The 17822-nt window shown below is 65.1% G+C and carries 18 protein-coding genes; 11 read left to right on the forward strand and 7 right to left on the reverse strand.

The annotated features are described in order from the left end of the window. On the reverse strand, nucleotides 1-168 hold a 168-nt coding region (locus A6723_RS26085), incomplete at its 3' end, for a metalloregulator ArsR/SmtB family transcription factor (RefSeq protein ID WP_139093060.1). Here A6723_RS26085 and A6723_RS31870 point away from each other — a divergent pair. Both A6723_RS31870 and A6723_RS26090 read left to right on the forward strand, forming a co-directional pair. Further along, complete coding sequence (locus A6723_RS31870; RefSeq protein WP_139093061.1) at nucleotides 167-472, forward strand: hypothetical protein; 306 nt, start codon at nucleotides 167-169, stop codon at nucleotides 470-472. The genes A6723_RS26085 and A6723_RS31870 overlap by 2 nt on opposite strands. A 321-nt stretch (nucleotides 473-793) precedes the next feature. After that, nucleotides 794-1657, forward strand: coding sequence for a GyrI-like domain-containing protein (locus A6723_RS26090; RefSeq protein WP_054909758.1), 864 nt, complete (start codon nucleotides 794-796; stop codon nucleotides 1655-1657). Between the two features lie 195 nt (nucleotides 1658-1852). Here the strand turns inward: A6723_RS26090 and A6723_RS26095 are convergent, their stop codons facing one another. The 3 genes from A6723_RS26095 to A6723_RS26105 form a co-directional block, all read right to left on the reverse strand. Further along, a complete protein-coding gene (locus tag A6723_RS26095) occupies nucleotides 1853-4279 on the reverse strand; it encodes a TonB-dependent siderophore receptor (RefSeq protein ID WP_054909757.1) in 2427 nt (808 codons plus the stop codon). 76 nt (nucleotides 4280-4355) lie between these two features. Further along, nucleotides 4356-5315 carry a FecR family protein gene (locus A6723_RS26100; protein ID WP_064979889.1) on the reverse strand — a complete coding sequence of 320 codons (960 nt, stop codon included), beginning with the start codon at nucleotides 5313-5315 and terminating at the stop codon, nucleotides 4356-4358. Next, nucleotides 5315-5791, reverse strand: coding sequence for a sigma-70 family RNA polymerase sigma factor (locus A6723_RS26105; protein WP_233298557.1), 477 nt, complete (start codon nucleotides 5789-5791; stop codon nucleotides 5315-5317). The genes A6723_RS26100 and A6723_RS26105 overlap by 1 nt, the downstream gene beginning before the upstream one ends. A 387-nt stretch (nucleotides 5792-6178) precedes the next feature. Between A6723_RS26105 and A6723_RS26110 the strand changes: the two genes are divergently transcribed. Together A6723_RS26110 and A6723_RS26115 are read left to right on the forward strand one after the other, a co-directional pair. Next, complete coding sequence (locus tag A6723_RS26110) at nucleotides 6179-6844, forward strand: TetR/AcrR family transcriptional regulator (RefSeq protein ID WP_054909754.1); 666 nt, start codon at nucleotides 6179-6181, stop codon at nucleotides 6842-6844. Between the two features lie 55 nt (nucleotides 6845-6899). Continuing rightward, nucleotides 6900-8426: an MDR family MFS transporter gene (locus A6723_RS26115; RefSeq protein ID WP_054909753.1), complete on the forward strand. Its 1527-nt coding sequence runs from the start codon at nucleotides 6900-6902 to the stop codon at nucleotides 8424-8426. Nucleotides 8427-8501: 75 nt separating this feature from the next. Here the strand turns inward: A6723_RS26115 and A6723_RS26120 are convergent, their stop codons facing one another. From A6723_RS26120 to A6723_RS26130, 3 genes are all read right to left on the reverse strand, one after another. Next, nucleotides 8502-9044 carry a GNAT family N-acetyltransferase gene (locus tag A6723_RS26120; protein ID WP_064979890.1) on the reverse strand — a complete coding sequence of 181 codons (543 nt, stop codon included), beginning with the start codon at nucleotides 9042-9044 and terminating at the stop codon, nucleotides 8502-8504. Between the two features lie 93 nt (nucleotides 9045-9137). Continuing rightward, nucleotides 9138-10424: a glycosyltransferase gene (locus A6723_RS26125; RefSeq protein WP_054909752.1), complete on the reverse strand. Its 1287-nt coding sequence runs from the start codon at nucleotides 10422-10424 to the stop codon at nucleotides 9138-9140. An 86-nt stretch (nucleotides 10425-10510) separates the two neighbouring features. Further along, a complete protein-coding gene (locus A6723_RS26130) occupies nucleotides 10511-11452 on the reverse strand; it encodes a GntR family transcriptional regulator (RefSeq protein ID WP_054909751.1) in 942 nt (313 codons plus the stop codon). Nucleotides 11453-11653: 201 nt separating this feature from the next. Here A6723_RS26130 and A6723_RS26135 point away from each other — a divergent pair, with 201 nt between their 5' ends. The 7 genes from A6723_RS26135 (at nucleotide 11654) to A6723_RS26165 (ending at nucleotide 17822) form a co-directional block, all read left to right on the forward strand. Continuing rightward, entirely contained in the window at nucleotides 11654-12703 is a 1050-nt protein-coding gene (locus A6723_RS26135) for a spermidine/putrescine ABC transporter substrate-binding protein (RefSeq protein WP_054909750.1), read from the forward strand. 184 nt (nucleotides 12704-12887) lie between these two features. Beyond that, entirely contained in the window at nucleotides 12888-13760 is an 873-nt protein-coding gene (locus tag A6723_RS26140; RefSeq protein WP_054909749.1) for an ABC transporter permease, read from the forward strand. Further along, nucleotides 13753-14556, forward strand: a complete 804-nt coding sequence (locus A6723_RS26145) for an ABC transporter permease (protein WP_054909748.1) — start codon at nucleotides 13753-13755, stop codon at nucleotides 14554-14556. Before A6723_RS26140 ends, A6723_RS26145 begins: the two co-directional genes overlap by 8 nt. After that, on the forward strand, nucleotides 14549-15628 hold the full coding sequence (locus A6723_RS26150; RefSeq protein ID WP_054909747.1) for an ABC transporter ATP-binding protein: 1080 nt from the start codon (nucleotides 14549-14551) through the stop codon (nucleotides 15626-15628). The genes A6723_RS26145 and A6723_RS26150 overlap by 8 nt, the downstream gene beginning before the upstream one ends. 33 nt (nucleotides 15629-15661) lie before the next feature. Continuing rightward, nucleotides 15662-16966 carry a glycosyltransferase gene (locus A6723_RS26155; protein ID WP_054909746.1) on the forward strand — a complete coding sequence of 435 codons (1305 nt, stop codon included), beginning with the start codon at nucleotides 15662-15664 and terminating at the stop codon, nucleotides 16964-16966. Then, complete coding sequence (locus tag A6723_RS26160; protein ID WP_054909745.1) at nucleotides 16959-17339, forward strand: cupin domain-containing protein; 381 nt, start codon at nucleotides 16959-16961, stop codon at nucleotides 17337-17339. Before A6723_RS26155 ends, A6723_RS26160 begins: the two co-directional genes overlap by 8 nt. Before the next feature lie 138 nt (nucleotides 17340-17477). Continuing rightward, on the forward strand, nucleotides 17478-17822 hold the full coding sequence (locus A6723_RS26165) for a cupin domain-containing protein (protein ID WP_017519228.1): 345 nt from the start codon (nucleotides 17478-17480) through the stop codon (nucleotides 17820-17822).

A 17822-nucleotide genomic window follows, 5' to 3' on the forward strand; every position in this document is an offset into this window, starting at 1 on the left:
GCCGCTGCTGCGCAGTTGTGCCAGGTGGCGGCTGATCTTCGGCTGGCTATCGTCCAGCGCGCACATCAGCTCGCAGACACACAGCTCGCCCAGGCTGGCGATGAGCAGGGTGGCGCGAGCGCGGGTCTCGTCGGCCAGGCTCTTGAAGACTTCGGGTGGAGTGATCATGGCTTTATCTGGATATATGGAAAAACGAATATACGGTTTTCCATATATCCTGCGCAAGCTTCCGGAGCCCGAACATCTGCAACGGACAGTTGCGCACCGCAGGCGCGAGGCACCTTTCGAGCAGTCTGTCGCGCACGCCTGCTGGCGGGACATCCGTTTCTCCTGCGGCGCAGTGATCATCACCGCGCTGATCGATGGCTTCTGGCTGGAGTGGGCGCTGGACCACAAGGCCTTCAGCGCGCGCAAGGCGGAGAAATGCTGCCTGCAGACGGCGCAGCTGTTGACCGGCGTTACGCCGGCCTAGGTGGGTTACATCGCGGACGATGGCGGCCTGCGCGACATTCCGCCAATCGCCGACTCCTCGCACGGTAGTGCTGACCGACGGCCCTGCGGCCGAGCTTCCGAAAGTCCTTCGATGAAGATCAATGCTTTCCGGCAGGCGGGCAGGGGCGTGGTTGTTCTCGCCCTTATCCACCTTGCGTGGAGCGAGCGCCAAGGCGGTGAGGCTGCCGCTATCGCACAAAGCTGGCATGCTCCGGGCTTGATCTGAGCAAGCCCGGCTAGGTGCGCCCCTGCAGGATTGGGGGATCCTGTCGTCGACCGCATATCCAGGAGCTGCCGTCCGGTGTCCGATATCCCGATTGCTTACGCCAAACGCTTCGACGCGGTGCTCGCCTATATCGATGGCCACCTTGAAGGTGATCTTTCGGTAAAGGCGTTGAGTGAGGTGGCCCATTTCTCGGTGTACCACTTCCACCGGCAGTTCACCGCCTATGTGGGTGTGCCCGTTGCCCGCTATGTGCAGTTGATGCGGTTGCGGCGAGCGGCGCATCGCCTGGTGGCCGGCGCGCAGTACTCGGTGCTGGAGGCCTCGCTCGACGCCGGCTTCGACAGTCCCGAGGCCTTCAGCCGAGCCTTTCGCCGGGACTTTGGCATGGCTCCCAGGGCCTTCCGGCAGCAGCCGGACTGGCGGGCCTGGCATGCGGTCTTCGCCATTCCCCACTTCTCCAGGAGCATTACCATGCAAGTACGTATCGTCGATTTCGCCGAAGTCCGGGTCGCAGTCCTCGAGCACTGCGGTCCTCCCGCACAGCTCGACGAGAGCGTGAATCGGTTCATCGAATGGCGCATGGGCAGCGGCTGCTCGCCCGTCGTATCGAGTCGCACCTTTGGCATCCCCTACGGCAACCCTGACACGACACCGGCGGAGGAGTTTCGCTTCGCCATCTGCGGTGAGATCGACGGGGAGGTGGCGCCGAACGACTATGGGGTTCGCGAACTGGTCATTCCCGGCGGCCGCTGCGTCGTCGTGCGCCACGTCGGCTCGCCCGATCACATTGGCGAGAGCATCTACCCGGTTTATCGAGACTGGTTACCCGGAAGCAACGAAGAGCTCCGCGACCATCCCCTGTTCTTCCACTACCTGAGTGTCTATCCGCACACGCCGCTGGAGCAGTGGCAGACGGATGTCTACATCCCGTTGCGATAAGGCGGAGCCTCACCCCTGGGCCGTCGTCACGAGTTGCGCGTGACGACGGCATTCCGGTGCGCCAGTCTGGCAGACATGGCCAAGGCCTGGACTCCCGGTGAGCGCGCGTTCCCCAGCAATGCGGTGAGGCATGGATGCCTGGAGCCGGCCGTCGATGAGGTCGGCCCCGGGCATCGCTGCGGTTCCGCGTCGTGGCTACCAGTCGTAGCTCATTTCCAGCGAGGCCACCCGCTCCTGGCCGTAGTAGCAGCCGAATGCGTAGTTACAGTCGGAGACGTACTCCCGGTCGAACAGGTTCTGCACGTTCAGGCGCGCTTGCAGGCCCGCCATGCTTGGCGAGAAGCGGCTGAAGTCGTAGCCGAGGGTGGTGTCGTAGACGACATAGGCGGGGGTATGGAAGCTGTTCGCCGCGTCACCCGGCTTCCTGCCCGTGTAGCGTGCGCCGACGCCCCAGGTGAGGCCGTCGACGGTGGCCTGGCTGAAGTGGTAATCCACCCACGCAGTGGCCGAGACAGGCGCCTGGGCTTCGCTGCGGTTGTCCTCGTTGCCGTAGGTTTCCCTGGTGTAGAACGAGTCGATGTAGGTCGCTGCGGCGAGCACGTCGAACTGCTCGATGCTGGACTTGAGCTCCAGTTCGACACCGCGCGAACGTACCTCGCCGGACTGGCTTTCGTACTGCGGATAGTCGACGTCGCCGGTAAGGACGTTCTTCTGCTTGATCTGGAACACCGCGGCGGTCAGCAGGGTCTTGTCGAACGGCTGGTACTTCACCCCCACTTCGTACTGCTCGCCCTCGGTGGGCTTGAACGCATTGCCGCCGCGCTCCGGCGCGGCGGTGCCCACCGTTGGCAGGAAGGACTCGGAATAGCTGACGTAGGGCGCCAGGCCGAAGTCGGTGACGTAGGTCAGGCCGATGCGCCCGGTGAACTTGTTGTCGCGCTGCTCGGTGATGCTGCGTGCGAGCAGGTCCTTGTTCTCCACCTCGGCCCAGTCCTGGCGCCCGCCGATGGTGAGGATCCACTGGTCGAGCTTGATCTGGTCCTGCAGGTAGAGCCCGGTCTGGCGAACGGTGTTATCCCACTTGGTGGTCAGCTCCGGGCGCACGTTGCCGGTGTCGGTGTTGTTCTTCCCATAGAGGTTCACGGGTTCCGCGTTGTAGGCGTTGTAGCCGTCGTACTTGCGGTTGAAATGCCGATAGTCGACGCCGGCCAGCGTGGTGTGCTGCAGGGCGCCAGTGTTGAAGCGGTATTCCAGGTTGTTATCGAGGGTGTAGGCGCTGTTGTGCTGGCGCCAGTCGACCTTGGTCCGGTTGGCGCGGGTGTAGTCGGTGACGCCATCGGCGTCGGTAACGAAACTGCGCAGGTAGAAGCCCCGGTAGCGATCATCCACGTCGGTGTAGCGGGCGGTGGAGCGGAACTGCAGGTCTTCGTCGAAGCGGTGGCTGAAGTCGTAGCCGAGGATGTACTGGTCGCGCTTGTAGTCGTTGTAGCGCGAGTCGCCGGAGAAGAAGTCCCGGTCGATGCGCTGGCCGCTGGGGCCGCGCACCAGGCTGCCGATGCGCGGCAGCGACTGGTAGTCCTCCAGCCCATCGTCGCGCTGGACCTGGGCGAGCAGGGTAAGGGCGGTGTCCTCGGTGGGCGCCCAGGTCAGGCTGGGAGCCAGCAGCATTCGCTCGCTGTGAGTGTGGTCGACCTGCTCATTGCCCTTCTTGGCGACCCCGATGACGCGGTAGGAGAAGGCTTTCTGCTCATCCAGCGGACCGCTGGTATCGAACGCGCCATTGACCCGGTGGTAGCTGCCCAGACCAAACCTGACCTGGCTGCGCTGCTCGGTGGTGGGGCGCTTGGAGACCATGTTGACCAGCCCGCCGGGCTGGTTCTGGCCGTACAGCACCGAGGACGGGCCCTTGAGTACCTCGACACGTTCCAGCGTGTAGGGATCGATCTGCGGGGCGCCGCCCAGACTGCCGGCGTAGGGAAGGTAGGCGCCGTCGAGGTACAGCGGCGTCGGCGCAAAACCACGGCTGGTGATCTCGTCGGCGATGGAGTTGCGGTCCGTGTAGCCGTTGACGCCCAGGCCGGGGGTGTAGCGCAGCGCCTGGGTGAGGTTCTGCGCGCCCTGGGCCTGGATCTGGTCGGCGGTGATCACATTGATGGTCTGCGGGACCTCCAGGATCGGTGTGTCGGTCTTGGTGGCGGTGCCGGTGCGGGTCGCCACGTAGCCTTGCACCGGTCCCCAGGCCGATTCAAGGTTGGCGCCATTGATGGTGGTCGGTGACATCTCCAGTGCGTCATCGGCGGGAGCCAGCACGTATCCGTCGGCCACCGCCCGGGCCTGCAGGCCGCTGCCGTGCAGCAGCTGGGCGAAGCCTTCCTCCAGCGAATAGCTGCCGTGCAACGCTGACGCCTGGAGGCCGCGTACCTGTCCGGCATCGAAGGACAGCGCCACGCCAGCCTGGCTGGCATAGCGGTTCAGGGCGGTGCCCAGGGGGCCGGCGGGGATATCGAAGCTGCGGCTGTCCGCCTGGGCTGCCAGCGACAGTGCCGGCAGGCCCAGGGAGGCGGCCAGGCCCAGTTGCAGGGCCAGGGCCAGCGGAGAGAGGCGACGCGAGGAGCGGTTCATGAAGGTTCCTGTTGGGTTGGCTTATGTCATTCAGGACGGGCCACTCGGCCAAACTGGAACCGATATTGAAAAATAATTATTCGCGTGGATTTTCCCGGGTCACCTGCAGCAGCCACGGTCCGTAGGACTTCACCTGCAGCGGGAAGCTGCGCGCCAGCAGGCGCAGTGCGCGCTGCGGGTCATCCATCGGCAACACCGCGGAAACCCGCAGGCCGGCCAGCGTCTTGGCGTCGTAGGCCAGGTAGCCGCTGAAGTTGCGATCCAGTTCCTTGAGCACTTCGGGCATCGGCCGGTCCCAGACCACCAACTGGTGGTTGCGCCAGGATCGCTCGAAGGTGTTGCTGTCCACCCGCTGCGGCTGGCCGAGGCCCTGATCGTCCAGGCGCAGGCGCTGGCCGGCCGCCACTTCCACGCTGGCGCCGGAGACGCTGCGCACTTCGACGCGGGATTCGAGCATCGTCAGCCAGGTGGCGTCGTCGCGGCGTTCGACGATGAAGCGCGTACCCAGTGCGCGGATGCTGCCGTGGGCGGTTTCGACGACGAAGGGGCGGGCGGCGTCATGGGCCACCTGCACCAGGATGTCGCCCTGGATGAGGTGCACGGTGCGGCGATGGGTGTCGAAGTCGAGGTCTGCTGCCGAGCGGCCGTCGAGGATGACCTGGCTGCCATCGTCGAGACGTGTTTCCTGCCACTGGCTGGTTCCGGTACGCAGGTCGGCGAGCAGGTAGGCCGGCGGATTGGCGTGCAGGAACAAGCCCAGTGGCAATAGCGCCGCCAGGGCCAGTGCGACCCCGCCGGTGCGACGCCTCTGGCGTTGCCGGTCCAGGCTGTGTGCTGCATCCAGTGCTGCATGCGCGGGTGCTGCAGACAGCCTGTCGAAGCGCCGCAAGGTGCTCGTCAGGCTGGCTGCCGCCGCTGCGCGACGAGCATCGCTCGCGCACCATGCATCGAACTCGGCCTGCCGTTGCGGCTCGGCTTCCAGGCGCACCAGCCACTCGGCAACCTGCTGGAGCAGGGCGTCTTCGTGCCGGCTCATCATGCTCCGCCCAGTTGCCGGTGGCAGTGCAGCAGAGCCTGCACCAGGTACTTCTGCACCATGCGCGTGGAGACGCCGAGGCGTTCCGCGATCTGCTCGTGAGTCAGGCCGTCGAGATGGCGCAGCAGAAACGCCATGCGCGCCTTGGCGTTGAGCCCGAGAAGGGCATGGGCGATCTGTTCCAGCGCGTCGATTGCCTCGGCAACCTGCTCGGCGGAAGGGTGACCATCTGCTTCGTCGAGGACGCGTGCCAGTTCGTCCAGGTAGGCCTGCTCGATGGCTTGCCGGCGCGCGCGGTCAATGAGCAGCCGCCGCGCGATGGTGCAGATGAAGGCGCGCGGTTCCTGCAGTCCCAGAAGGTCCCGGGAGGCCAGTATGCGCACAAAGGTGTCATGGGCCACGTCGGCCGCGTTATCGCGATGGCGCAACCGCTTGCGCAGCCAGCCCAGCAACCAGGCATGGTGATCGAGATACAAGGCCTGTACGTCAGCGTGTCGAGGGCTGGAAGCAGCGGGTGGGGGCAACGCGAATCCTTGCGTGATAACGTCTTGCAGTTGCGAAGTAATCTCATCTTAATGTGCGTGCCATCAGGCAGGCAAGGAAAATGGAGTAGTCGGCGAGTGCCCAGCCGCTTCGGCAAACGAGCAGTTGCGGCTGGCCGACCGCCGTTGTCGCAAGCGTTCCTGTCCATCGAAGGTCTAGATGGAGCGCGCCTCCAATGATCCGCTCAGGAGGGCACCGACCAACGCCCGGAGGCTGATCCCAACCGAGAGAGCAGCTCGTCGTAATCCTTAAATTTAAATTGAATTTAGATTTAACCTGCTTCAGGCTTGTCGGCACTGTTCAGCTATTGAGGAAAAACCATGGCCTCCCGCGAAGCTCGAAAAGATGGTGAAGCGACCCGCCTGCGCATTCTTGAAGCCGCCGGTGAGCTGTGCGCCACGCTCGGCTTCGGTGAAACCAGCAACAAGGCCGTCGCCGCCAAGGCGGAGGTCGACCTGGCGTCGATCAACTACCACTTCGGCAGCCGCAACGGTCTCTACCAGGCCGTGCTGGGTGAGGCCCGTCGACGCTTTCTCGACATCGCCGACCTGCAGCGGATCATCCAGGGCGGGCAGTCGGCGCCGGACAAGCTGCTCGCGCTGACCGAACTGGTCGTGCGCAAGGCGGTGCGCGGGCGGGAAAGCTGGCACCTGCGGGTGCTGGCTGCCGAAGCACTGGCGCCCAGTAGCCATGGCCAGGAAGTGCTGCACCCCGAAAAGGCGCTGAAGCTGACGTTGCTCAAGCAGCTGTTCAGCGAGATCACCGGGATTCCGCCCGACGACCCCGCGTTGGTGCCCTGCATTCTCAGCGTCACGGCGCCCTGGGCGATGCTGCTGATCGGACCTCGTGGCGGGCATGGCGCCCTGCGCGACATTCTCGACATGCCAGGTCCTGCGGTCGTCGCCCAGCTCTACAGCTTCACTCTGGCCGGCCTGCAGGAAGTAGGGCGGCAGCACCGTCTGCGCCTGCCCACCACGGGCGAATGAGCCCGCTTCCATTCCTTCTACTTCCCACGACACCTCATCTCATCAGGTCCGCTCCATGCAAACGGCTTCCGAACAACCCCTGGCCACGAACCTGAGCCCCTCGGACGACGCTCAGGCGACGCAGCCATCCATCCCCCTGTTGCTGGCGGCGTTGCTGCTGGTGATGTTCCTCGCGGCGCTGGACCAGACCATCGTGTCCACCGCGTTGCCGACCATCGTCGGCGAACTGGGCGGCCTGCACCTGTTGTCCTGGGTGGTGACCTCCTACCTGCTGGCCTCCACGGTCGTGGTCCCGCTGTATGGGAAATTCGGCGACCTGTACGGCCGCAAGCTGGTGCTGCAGACCGCCATCGTGCTGTTCCTGGCGGGCTCGGCGCTCTGCGGGCTGGCGCAGAACATGACCGAGCTGATCCTCCTGCGCGCGCTCCAGGGCCTGGGCGGCGGCGGCTTGATGGTGGTGGCGATGGCGGCCATCGGCGACGTCATTCCGCCGGCCGAGCGTGGCCGCTACCAGGGGCTGTTCGGTGGCGTATTCGGCCTCGCCACGGTGGTCGGTCCGCTGGTGGGCGGCTTCCTGGTCGAGCAGTTGTCCTGGCGCTGGATCTTCTACATCAACCTGCCGCTGGGCTTGCTCGCCCTGCTGGTGATCGGCAGCGCGTTCAAGCCCCACGTCGCGCGGGTGAAACACGTCATCGACTACTTTGGCGCGTTCTTCCTGACCCTGGCCCTGGCCTCGCTGGTGCTGATCACCAGCCTGGGCGGCAGCACGCTCGAGTGGACCTCGATCGACATCCTGTGCCTGTCGCTCTTCGCCGTTGTCGGTGTGATCGGCTTCGTCCACGAGCAACGCATCGCGGCGGAACCTATCATGCCGCTGCACCTGTTCCGCCACCGAACCTTCGTGCTCGCCGGGCTGATCGGGTTCACCGTGGGTGTTTCGCTGTTCGGCTCGGTGACCTTCCTGCCGCTCTACATGCAGGTGGTCAAGGACGCCACGCCGACCAGTGCGGGCCTGCAGATGCTGCCCCTGATGGGGGCAATGCTGGTCGTCTCGGCTATTACCGGTCGCCTGATCAGCCGCTGGGGGCGTTACCGGGTATTCCCCATCCTTGGCACGCTGCTGCAGGTCATCGCCCTGGCGTTGCTGAGCCGTCTGGACCTGCAATCGTCGATGTTGCAGATGAATCTCTACATGGCCTTGCTCGGCGCCGGGCTGGGCATGGTGATGCAGGTGCTGATCCTGGCGGTGCAGAACAGCGTCGAATTCCGCCACATGGGCGTGGCGACCTCCGGGGCGACCCTGTTCCGCTCCATCGGCGGCTCGATTGGCGTCTCGGTGTTCGGCGCATTGTTCTCCCACGAGCTGATGAGTCGGCTCGTGAGTGCCTTCCCGGCCAGTGTCGGCTCACCGGCCAACCTGTCGCCGGCCGCTGTGCATGCCTTGCCCGCAGCGTTGCAACAGGCTTACCTGGAAGCCTTTTCCGGATCGATGCACTGGGTCTTCCTGGTGGCGTGCATGGTCAGCGCCGTGGCCTTCGCGCTGTCGTGGCTGCTGCAGGAAGTTCCGCTGCGCAAAGCCTGACGAGACCTCGGCCGCCGATCCGCTGCGGATCGCCCGGCCGCAGGACGGCGGCCAGGCAGGCCGCGAGTGTCTCGCCTATTCGGCGCCTTGGCTGGCCCACTGCTCGCGCGAAAGCTCGAAGCAAAGCCATTGCGCGGGAGTGCCCGAAAGATCCAGTTCAGCGTCGTACGCCAGCCTGGCGCCCAGCTTTGCCGTACCTTTCTGCGAGCGGATGTTGCTCGGCGCGATGTGGAACCACACGCGCTCGAAGCACTGGAAGGCATGGCCGAGCATCAGGGCCTTCAGTTCGCGGTTGGTCGCGCCGCCCCAGTAGCGGTGGTTGATGAAGGTGAAGCCGATGCCGATGTCTTCCGGCTGGTCCGGCACCGGGTAGTAGCGCGAGCAGCCGATGGCCCGGCCGGTTGCCCGGTCGAGGATCAGCAGGCAGCCACCGGCATTCACCAGGAACTGGAAGTAGGGCTCGAAGACCTCGCGGCGGTAACGATCCTTTGCCGGGTGCCCGGCCCAGGTTTCGGGCGAGTTGGCGGCGCCGTAGAGGGCGTCGAAATCCTCGCTGCGCAGCGGGCGAAGTTGCAGGGAATCGCCGAGCAGGGTCGGCTGGTCATCGAAGGTGGTCATGCTGGGCTCCAGGGGTAATGGAGCTCAGCTTAAGGGCGGATCGGAACCTTGCAGAGAGCCAATGGCACGTACTTGCGCGGTGCCATTGGCTGCTTAGTCGCAGCAGATGCCGAGAATCGCCTGCGCGGCCGACGCTGTGCCGCGTGAGGCCTGCATCTGTTCGCGCACACCGGCCAGCCGTTGCTGCACGGCCTTGTCGGCGAGCAGTTCGGCCAGCGTGCCGGGCAGCGCCGCCAGCGGGTTCTCGAAGCGTGGCAGGTAGCGCGCCACGCCGACTTCCTCGGCGCGCCGGGCATTGTCGTGGCCGTCCCAGCAGTAGGGGATGATCACCGACGGCAGGCCGAAGTAGAGCGCCTCGCAGAAGCTGTTGTTGCCGCCGTGATGGATGAACAACTGGCATTCGCGCAGCACCGCCGGCTGCGGGTACCAGCTGTCGAGGTAGACGTTGTCGGGCACGCTGTCGTAGTGCTCGCGGTAGGCGCCGACGTTGATCAGGAAGCGATAGGGCAGTTGCGCGGCGGCATCGATCAGCTTGCGCATCATCTCGATATCGGCGGCGCCGAGGCTGCCGAAACTCACATAGATCAGCGCAGCATCGTCGTGCCGCGGGAACTGCGGCGGGATATACGGCGCCTCGCTGCGCACGCAGCCGTCGAGGTACAGATAGCGCTCGGCCGGCAGCGGATTCTGGCGCTCGTAGCGCACGGGGGTGGGCGAGAGCAGCAGGTTGAGCCAGGGCGAATCCTCGAGGAACTGGCCGGCGGGCAGGGCGGGGTGGCCGCACTCGGCGAGGAACTGCGCGAAGCGTTCATGGGCCGGCCGGGTGGCCTGCAGGTAGTGCTCGCGATAGGTTGCGCAGGCTTGCGGGTCGCTGCTGCTGGCGCCGGACAGGTAGGGCGGCACGGCAGCGTCGGGCAGTTCGGTTTCCGCGCAGGAGATCATCCGCACCCAGGGACAGCCGGCGGCGGAGATGGCCGGGAAGCTGACCACGTTGTCCAGCACGATGGCATCGGGCTTGAGCCGGGCGAGCAACTGCTGCAGCGGTTTTTCCGACTCGATGGCGGTATCGATGATGGCTTCCCAGGCCGGCGCTACGTAGCTGTCGATCTGCGCCAGGGGGGGCTGGTCGAAGTAGGGCACGTTGCGCTCGATGAAGCGCTCCCAGTAATGCTGGTGGTCGGCGGCGGAGAGCGGCGAGTCCAGTTGCAACGGGTACTCGGCGAAGCCGTACTCGGCGAAGATGCCCTGGAAATGCGCATGGCAGATGAACACCGGGCGGGCGCCGAGTTCGCGCAGGGCCTGGGCGATGCCGATGCAGTTCAGCGCGGCGCCGAAGCTGGCCTCGGGGAAGAAGGCGATGGTTCTTGTTCTTTGCGTCATGGGCACATCCGGGTGTTGCTCACGGGCACTGCGTGAAACTGATACTGCATTTTTTCGTTAAAAAAAACACCGTGTGAGAAAAATAATCAGCGACGGCCCAGGGCGAACGACTGCGGAATCCCGCGGTTGGCGGTCTGCGGGCGCTGCGCGAAGGACAGCCTCAGGTGCAGGCGCATCAGGTCGGCGGCGACTTCAAGCTGGCCGCGTTCGATCTGCTCGATGATCCGCAGGTGCTCACGCAGGGCTTCCTGCAGGCGGTGCACGCTGACCATCGGCAGCAGGTTGGGCAGGCGGCGCAGGCGCTGGTGCTGCAGCAGGGCGTCGCCGACGAAACGGTTGCCGCAGCCCTGGGCGATCAACTCGTGGAAGCCGATGTCGAGTTCGCGGAACTGGGCCACGTCGAAGCGCTCGATGGGCGCCGCCAGCAGTTCTTCCATGGCCCCGCGCAGCAGGGCAAGGCGCGCCAGGTCCGGCTCGAAGCCGGGGGCGAGGAGGGCTTCGGGTTCGAGGATCAGGCGATAGCGCAGGCTGTCTTCCAGTGCTGCGAGGTTGTTCAGCAGCGGGCGGAACGACCAGCTCTGTCCGGCGCCGCGCTCCAGCACCTGGTCCTCGCTGAGCTGCGCCAGGACCTTCTGCGCGGCGACTCGACTGATGTCGTAGCGGCGCATCAGTTCGCTGGCGCTCAGGCTGTTGCCCAGGCGGCCGGCCATGCGGTCGCGCAATACCGAGGCGGCCAGCGCTTCCTCCTCGGCCTGGGGCAGGGCGGAGCCGAGCACCTGGGCGGACGGGTCGGCAGTGAGGCGATACCCCTTGCCCGGCTCGTGGGCCACCAGTTGCTGTTCCAGCAGCAGGTCCAGGCCGGCGCGGATCAGTGTGCGCGAGACGCCGAAGGTGCGCGCCAGCTGTTGCTCGGACAGCGCATCGCCATCGGCGAGACCGGTGTCCTGGGCGTGCTCGATGATCCGCCGGGCCAGTTCCAGGTGGTTGGTGCGCGGTCTTTTCTCGGTGTCCTTGCTCAAGCGGCTCATCTCCAGCGGTCCCGGCGGGCTTGTCGTCGCGGGGCGAACCCTTATGCCACAGCGAGGGTGGTCCAACAAGAATGTGAGAAATGGTTGTAGGAAATTGTTGACTTCGCCAGCTGTTCGGTTTTTATTTTGAAAAAAAGACATGTAGTACGCTTTTCGTTCCGCTGCCGTCGACACAACAACAATCATCGTCAGGTGCGCAAGATGAAGCTGAAGACCATGCTCTACGCAGGGGCAACCCTCGCGCTCACGCTGTCCGCCACCACGGCCAGTGCCAAGGATCTGGTGATCTCCATCTGGGACGGCTACATGGCCCCGGACAACCTGGAGAAGTTCCAGAAGGCCACCGGCCTGGAAGCCGACAAGTCGCTCCATGCCACCAACGAAGAGATCATGGGCAAGCTCATGGCCTCCGGCGGCGAGGGCTACGACGTGGTGTTCGTCTCTTCCCCCTTCGCCGAGATCCTGCACAAGCAGGGCCTGCTCGCCGACATCGATCCGGCCAAGGTGCCGAACCTCAAGAACCTCTACCCCGAAGCGCAGAAGCTCGAGTACGACCCGGGCAACCACTTCTCCGTGCCCTACACCTGGGGCACCACCGGCATCTGCTACCGCTCGGACAAGGTCAACCCGGCACCGTCGAGCTGGAGCGACCTGCTCAAGCCTTCCGACGCCCTCAAGGGCAAGACCACCATGCTCGCCACCGACCGCTGGCTGCTCGGCGCCGGCTTCCTGGCCAATGGCTGGTCGGTCAACGACGGCAACCCGGACCAGATCAACGCGGTGCGCGACCAGCTGATCGCCACCAAGAAGCGCCTGCTGTCCTTCGACGACACCACCTTCTACTCCAAGCTGGCTTCGGGCGAGGCGCTGATGGCCCACGCCTGGGATGGCTGGTGCAACTACGGCACCCAGGCCAACGAATCGATCAAGTTCGTCGTGCCCAAGGAGGGTTCCGACCTCTGGGTGGACACCATGGTCGTGCTGAAAAGCTCTAAGAACCCCGACGCCGCCTACCGCTTCATCAACTACATGCTGGAGCCGGCGAACCACGCCTGGGTCGCGGAGAACATCCTCTACAAGGTGCCCAACCAGGCGGCGATGGCGACCCTCAAGCCGGACCTGCTGGCCAAGTACCCCAACCTCACCACCACGCCGGCCGAGTTGGTCAAGCAACAACAGTTGCGTGACGTGGGCGGCTCGACGCAGAAGGCGTACACCCGCGCCGTGACCGAGATCATGGCGGCCCAGTAGTAGGGCCGGCTGCGCGTCGGCGATGCTGCGTTGAGAACAAGCGCGGGCTTGCTCATTTAGCGGCCTAAACTCCGCGCCCGCGCTTGTTCTCGCCTTGCCTCGCTCTAGCTCGCTCGCCCCAGAAGTTCACTGCATTTAATAACCCTGAAGCACCCCGCCTGGCGTGGGGTTGGGGGAACTACGCATGACCGCTTTATCCGCCGACCGCAAATTGTCGGCCTGGCTGCTCGCGCCCGGTCTGGGCTGGCTGGCCCTGTTCCTGCTGCTGCCGTGCCTGCTGGTGCTGGTCTACAGCTTCCTCGAGCGCGGTGCCTACGGCGGCATCGACTACGTGTTCACCTGGGAAAACTACCGCCGCGCGGTGGACCCGCTGTACCTCGACATCCTCCTGCGCTCGGCGAAGATCGCCGGCCTGGCCATGCTCTTCGCGGTGATCATCGGTTACCCGGCGGCCTACGCCATCACCCGCACCACGCCTCGCCGGCAGGCGGTGTACCTGTTCCTGGTGATGCTGCCGTTCTGGAGCAACTACCTGATCCGCACCTATGCCTGGATCGTCCTGCTCAACCGCGAAGGCCTGCTCAATCGGCTGTTCAACCTGCTGGGCTACAGCGGCGAGCCGATCAACCTGTTGTACACCGACGCCACCGTGGTGCTCGGGCTGGTCTACAACTACATCCCCTTCGTCATCCTCGCCATCTACAGCTCGCTGTCGCGCATCGACAACGAGCTCTGGGAAGCCTCGCGGGACCTTGGCGCGTCCGGCTGGACCACTTTCCGCCGAGTGATCCTGCCGCTGTCGGTGCCCGGCGTGGCGGCCGGCGCGGTGTTCGTCTTCGTGCTCTCCATCGGCAACTTCATCACCGCCGACCTGCTGGGCGGCAAGCAGGTGCAGATGGTCGGCAACCTGATCTACGCCCAATTCCTCACCGCACGGGACTGGCCGTTCGGCGCGGCGCTGAGCTTCTTCCTGATCGGCATCATGCTGCTGCTCCTGTTCATCCAGGCCATGGTCTCGCGCCGGGCCCAGGGCGCGGAGGGAGAACGCCATGCGTAACTCCTCCGGCATCGCCCTCGGCACACACCTGTGGCTGGTGTACGCCTTCCTCTATGTGCCGATCCTGGTGCTGATCCTGCTGTCGTTCAACGCCAGCGGCCTGCCCACCGCGTGGGGCGGCGCATCTCTGAAGTGGTACACCAAGCTGCTGGCCAATGCCTCGATCCAGCACGCTGCGCTGAACACCCTGATCGTCGCACTGACCTCTACCTTCATCGCCTGCGTGCTTGGCACCTTACTCGCGCTGGGCGTGGAAATGCGCGCGCGTAGCAGCGGCAAGAAAGGCAGCAACATCGCCGACACCCTGCTGATGGCACCGATGATCATCCCCGACATCGTCCTGGCCATTGCGCTGCTGAGTTTCTTCAACCTGCTGAAGATGAGCCTGGGGCTGCACTCGATCATCCTCAGTCACGTGGTGTTCAACATCGCCTTCGTCTGCGCGGTGGTGCGCACGCGCCTCAAGCACTTCGACTATTCGATCCTCGAAGCGTCCATCGACCTGGGCGCCGGCTGGTTCACCACCGCGCGCCGGGTGCTGCTGCCGGCGATCTTCCCCGGCGTGCTGGCCGGCGGATTGCTGGCGTTCACCCTGTCGGTCGACGAATTCATCATCGCTTTCTTCAACTCCGGCTCCGGCAGCGCCTCCACCACGCTGCCGATGCAGATCTACTCGATGATCCGCTTCGGTGTGACCCCGGAAATCAACGCCCTCGCCACCCTGGTGATGCTGGTCAGCTTCACCGCGCTGTTCGCCTCCCAACGTCTGAACAAGGTGCCCAAAGCCCATGACTAAGTCTTCCGACCTGCTGGTGCTGGACCAGGTCAGCAAATCCTATGGCGAGGGCCTGACGGCGGTGGACCAGGTGTCCCTGGCGATCCGCGAGAATGAGTTCTTCGCGCTGCTCGGCCCGTCCGGCTGCGGCAAGACCACGCTGATGCGGATGATCGCCGGCTTCGAGACGCCCAGCTCCGGCGCCATCTACCTCAATGGCCAGGACATCTCGCCGCTGCCGCCGAACAAGCGCCCGCTGAACCTGATGTTCCAGTCCTACGCGCTGTTCCCCAACATGACCGTACGCAGCAACATCGCCTACGGCCTGGAGATGGAGAAGCTGCCCGCCGGTGAAATCCGCCAGCGCGTCGATGCAGTGCTGGAAACCGCGCAGCTCGGCCCGCTGGCCAACCGCCGCCCGGACCAGCTTTCCGGCGGCCAGCGCCAGCGCGTCGCCCTGGCCCGCGCGCTGGTCAAGCGCCCGCGCGTGCTGCTGCTGGACGAACCGCTCGGCGCGCTGGACAAGAAGCTGCGCGAGAAGATGCAGTTGGAACTCAAGCGCCTGCAGCACGAGAGCGGCATCACTTTCATCATGGTCACCCACGACCAGGAAGAAGCCCTGGTGATGTCCGACCGCATGGCCGTGCTGCGTGACGGCAAGGTCTGCCAGTGCGGCAGCCCCAGTGAACTCTACGAGAACCCGGGCAGTCGCTTCGTCGCCGACTTCATCGGCGTCAGCAACCTGATCGAGGGCCGCCGCGTGGGCACCAACCGCCTGCAGGCCGGCGATCAGGTGCTGAACATCGAGACCACCGCCCAGTCCTGCCCCGAGAGCGTGACCCTCGCGCTGCGCCCGGAGCGCCTGCGCGTGCTGACCGATGCCACGCCCGCCACTGACAACCAGATCCACGGCCAGGTGGCGGAAGTCGCCTACCACGGCCTGGACACCAACCTGCACGTGAACACGGCGCTGTCCAGCAAGCCGCTGATCGTCCGCGTGCCGTCCTCGGACTACGACTTCTTGCGCCTCGCCGCCGGCATGCCGGTGCGCCTGGGCTGGGATGCGCGGCACGGCCGCGTGCTGACTCACTGATTGCTTCAAGAACAAGACTTACAGGAGAGCACCATGAGTAGTGAACGCAAGGTCATCGCCTTCTTCCCCGAGGCCGCCTACGGCCCGGCCCTCAATTCGGTAGGCATCGCCCAGGCCTGCGAGGCGCTGGGGCACAAGGCGGTGTTCCTCACCGACCCGGGCATGACCGGGGTGTACTCGGCCTACGGCTTCGAGGAGCACTACGTGAACATGTCCGAGCCGATGCCGGCTGAGGAGATGGCGCGCTACTGGACCGACTTCATCAACGGCCACATCCCCAACTTCCGCAAGGCGCCGATCGACCAGCTCGACAACTACGTGAAGGAGTGCTGGGAGGCCATCGTCTCCACCTCCAAGTGGGCGCAGAAGGAGCTGCCGGCGATCCTCGACCGGATCAAGCCGGACCTGATCTGCGTCGACAACGTGATCCTCTTCCCGGCCATCAAGCACTACGGCAAGCCGTGGGTGCGGATCATCTCCTGCTCGGAGAACGAGGTACACGACCCGGACATCCCGCCGTACCTGTCGGGCATGAGCGTGGAAGACAAGGAGGGCCACGCGCGCTTCCAGAAACGCTTCGAGGAAGTGATCGCGCCGATCCACGCCGACTTCAACGACTTCCTCGCCGAGTGTGGCGAGCGCCCGTATCCGCTGGGCACCTTCTTCGAAGAGTCGCCCTACATGAACCTGCTGCTGTACCCGGACCCGGTGAAGTTCCAGCGCCGCCATCCGCTGCCGGCGCGGCAGTTCCACTACCTGCAGGGGTGCGTGCGCAGCGACAAACCCTACGAGATTCCGCAGTTCAAGGCGCACAACGACAAGCCGCTGCTGTACGTCAGCTTCGGCAGCCTCGGCTCGGGCGATGTCGACCTGCTCAAGCGCCTGGTCACCGCTATCGGCAAGCTGCCGTACCGCGCGCTGTTCAATGTCGGCGAGCACGTGGAGAAATACGACGACCTGCCGGACAACGTAATCGTTTCCAACTGGTACCCGCAGCCTTCGGTGATCGCCCAGGTCGACGGAGTGATCCACCACGGCGGCAACAACAGCTTCACCGAGTGCCTGTTCTTCGGTAAACCGGCCATCGTCATGCCCTACGTCTGGGACGGCCACGACAACGCCATGCGTGCCCAGGAGAGTGGCCATGGCCTGCGCATGGATCGCTACGACTGGAGCGAGCAGGACCTGGCGCGCAACATCGCCCAGCTGCTCGGCGACGACCTGATGCAGGAGCGCCTGGCGCGCACCAGCGACTACATGCGCTCGCGCAAGGGCCCGGAAGACGCCGCGCGCATCCTCGACCAACTGATGGGCGGCAAGGCGGTGAACCATGGCTGAGTCCAAGGGCCCCTTCTTTAATGGAGCGGCCAGCGCGCCGCACATCCGTGGGGCCCGCGACTACGACGACCTGGTGGACTGGGGCGTGCAGTCCGACGCGCTGGAAGGCGTCTCGCATTCCAGTGGCCGCCTGCTGTTCAAGGGCCCGAATAACAGTCCCGAGACCGGTCTGTGGGTCTGCACGCCCGGCCGCTGGCGGCTGTCGATCCCGCGCGACGAGCTGTGTCACTTCGTTGCCGGGCGCGCCACTTACCGCTCGGACGAGGGCGAGGTGATCGAGGTCGAACCCGACACCCTGGTGCTGTTCCCCGCCGGCTGGACTGGCGAATGCACCGTGCACAGCACACTTCGCAACCTCTACATGCTCGCCTGAACCCGTAGGGCGCATAACGCCCCAAGCGTTATCCGCCGTCGAGTTTTGCGCCGAGCCCATCGGCGGATAACCGCAAGCAGTTATTCGCCCTACGCCTTATCCGGCCGCCCGAGAGGGTGGCCATTGCTGGAGAAAGACATGAAGACTCCCGTTATCCATCGCCCGCTGCAAGTCACCGAACTCAAGGACTGGGGCGTGATCCCGACCATGCTCGAGGGCGAGTCCCACGTCAGCGGCGTGGTGCTGCACAAGGGGCCTGAAGGCCAGTCCGAATGCGGCATCTGGCACTGCACGCCGGGCAAGTGGTTCTGCCACGTGACCAGCGACGAGTTCTGCCATTTCCTCGAAGGCCGTTGCACCTATGTGCACGAATCCGGCGAGGTGATCGAGATCGAGCCGGATACCGCGGCCTTCTTCCCCAAGGACTGGAAGGGCGTGTGCACCGTGCACGAGACCATCAAGAAGGTCTACATGATCCGGTGA

The sequence above is a fragment of the Pseudomonas sp. AU11447 genome (assembly GCF_001672555.2).
In the GTDB taxonomy this organism is placed as follows: Bacteria; Pseudomonadota; Gammaproteobacteria; order Pseudomonadales; family Pseudomonadaceae; genus Pseudomonas; species Pseudomonas nitroreducens.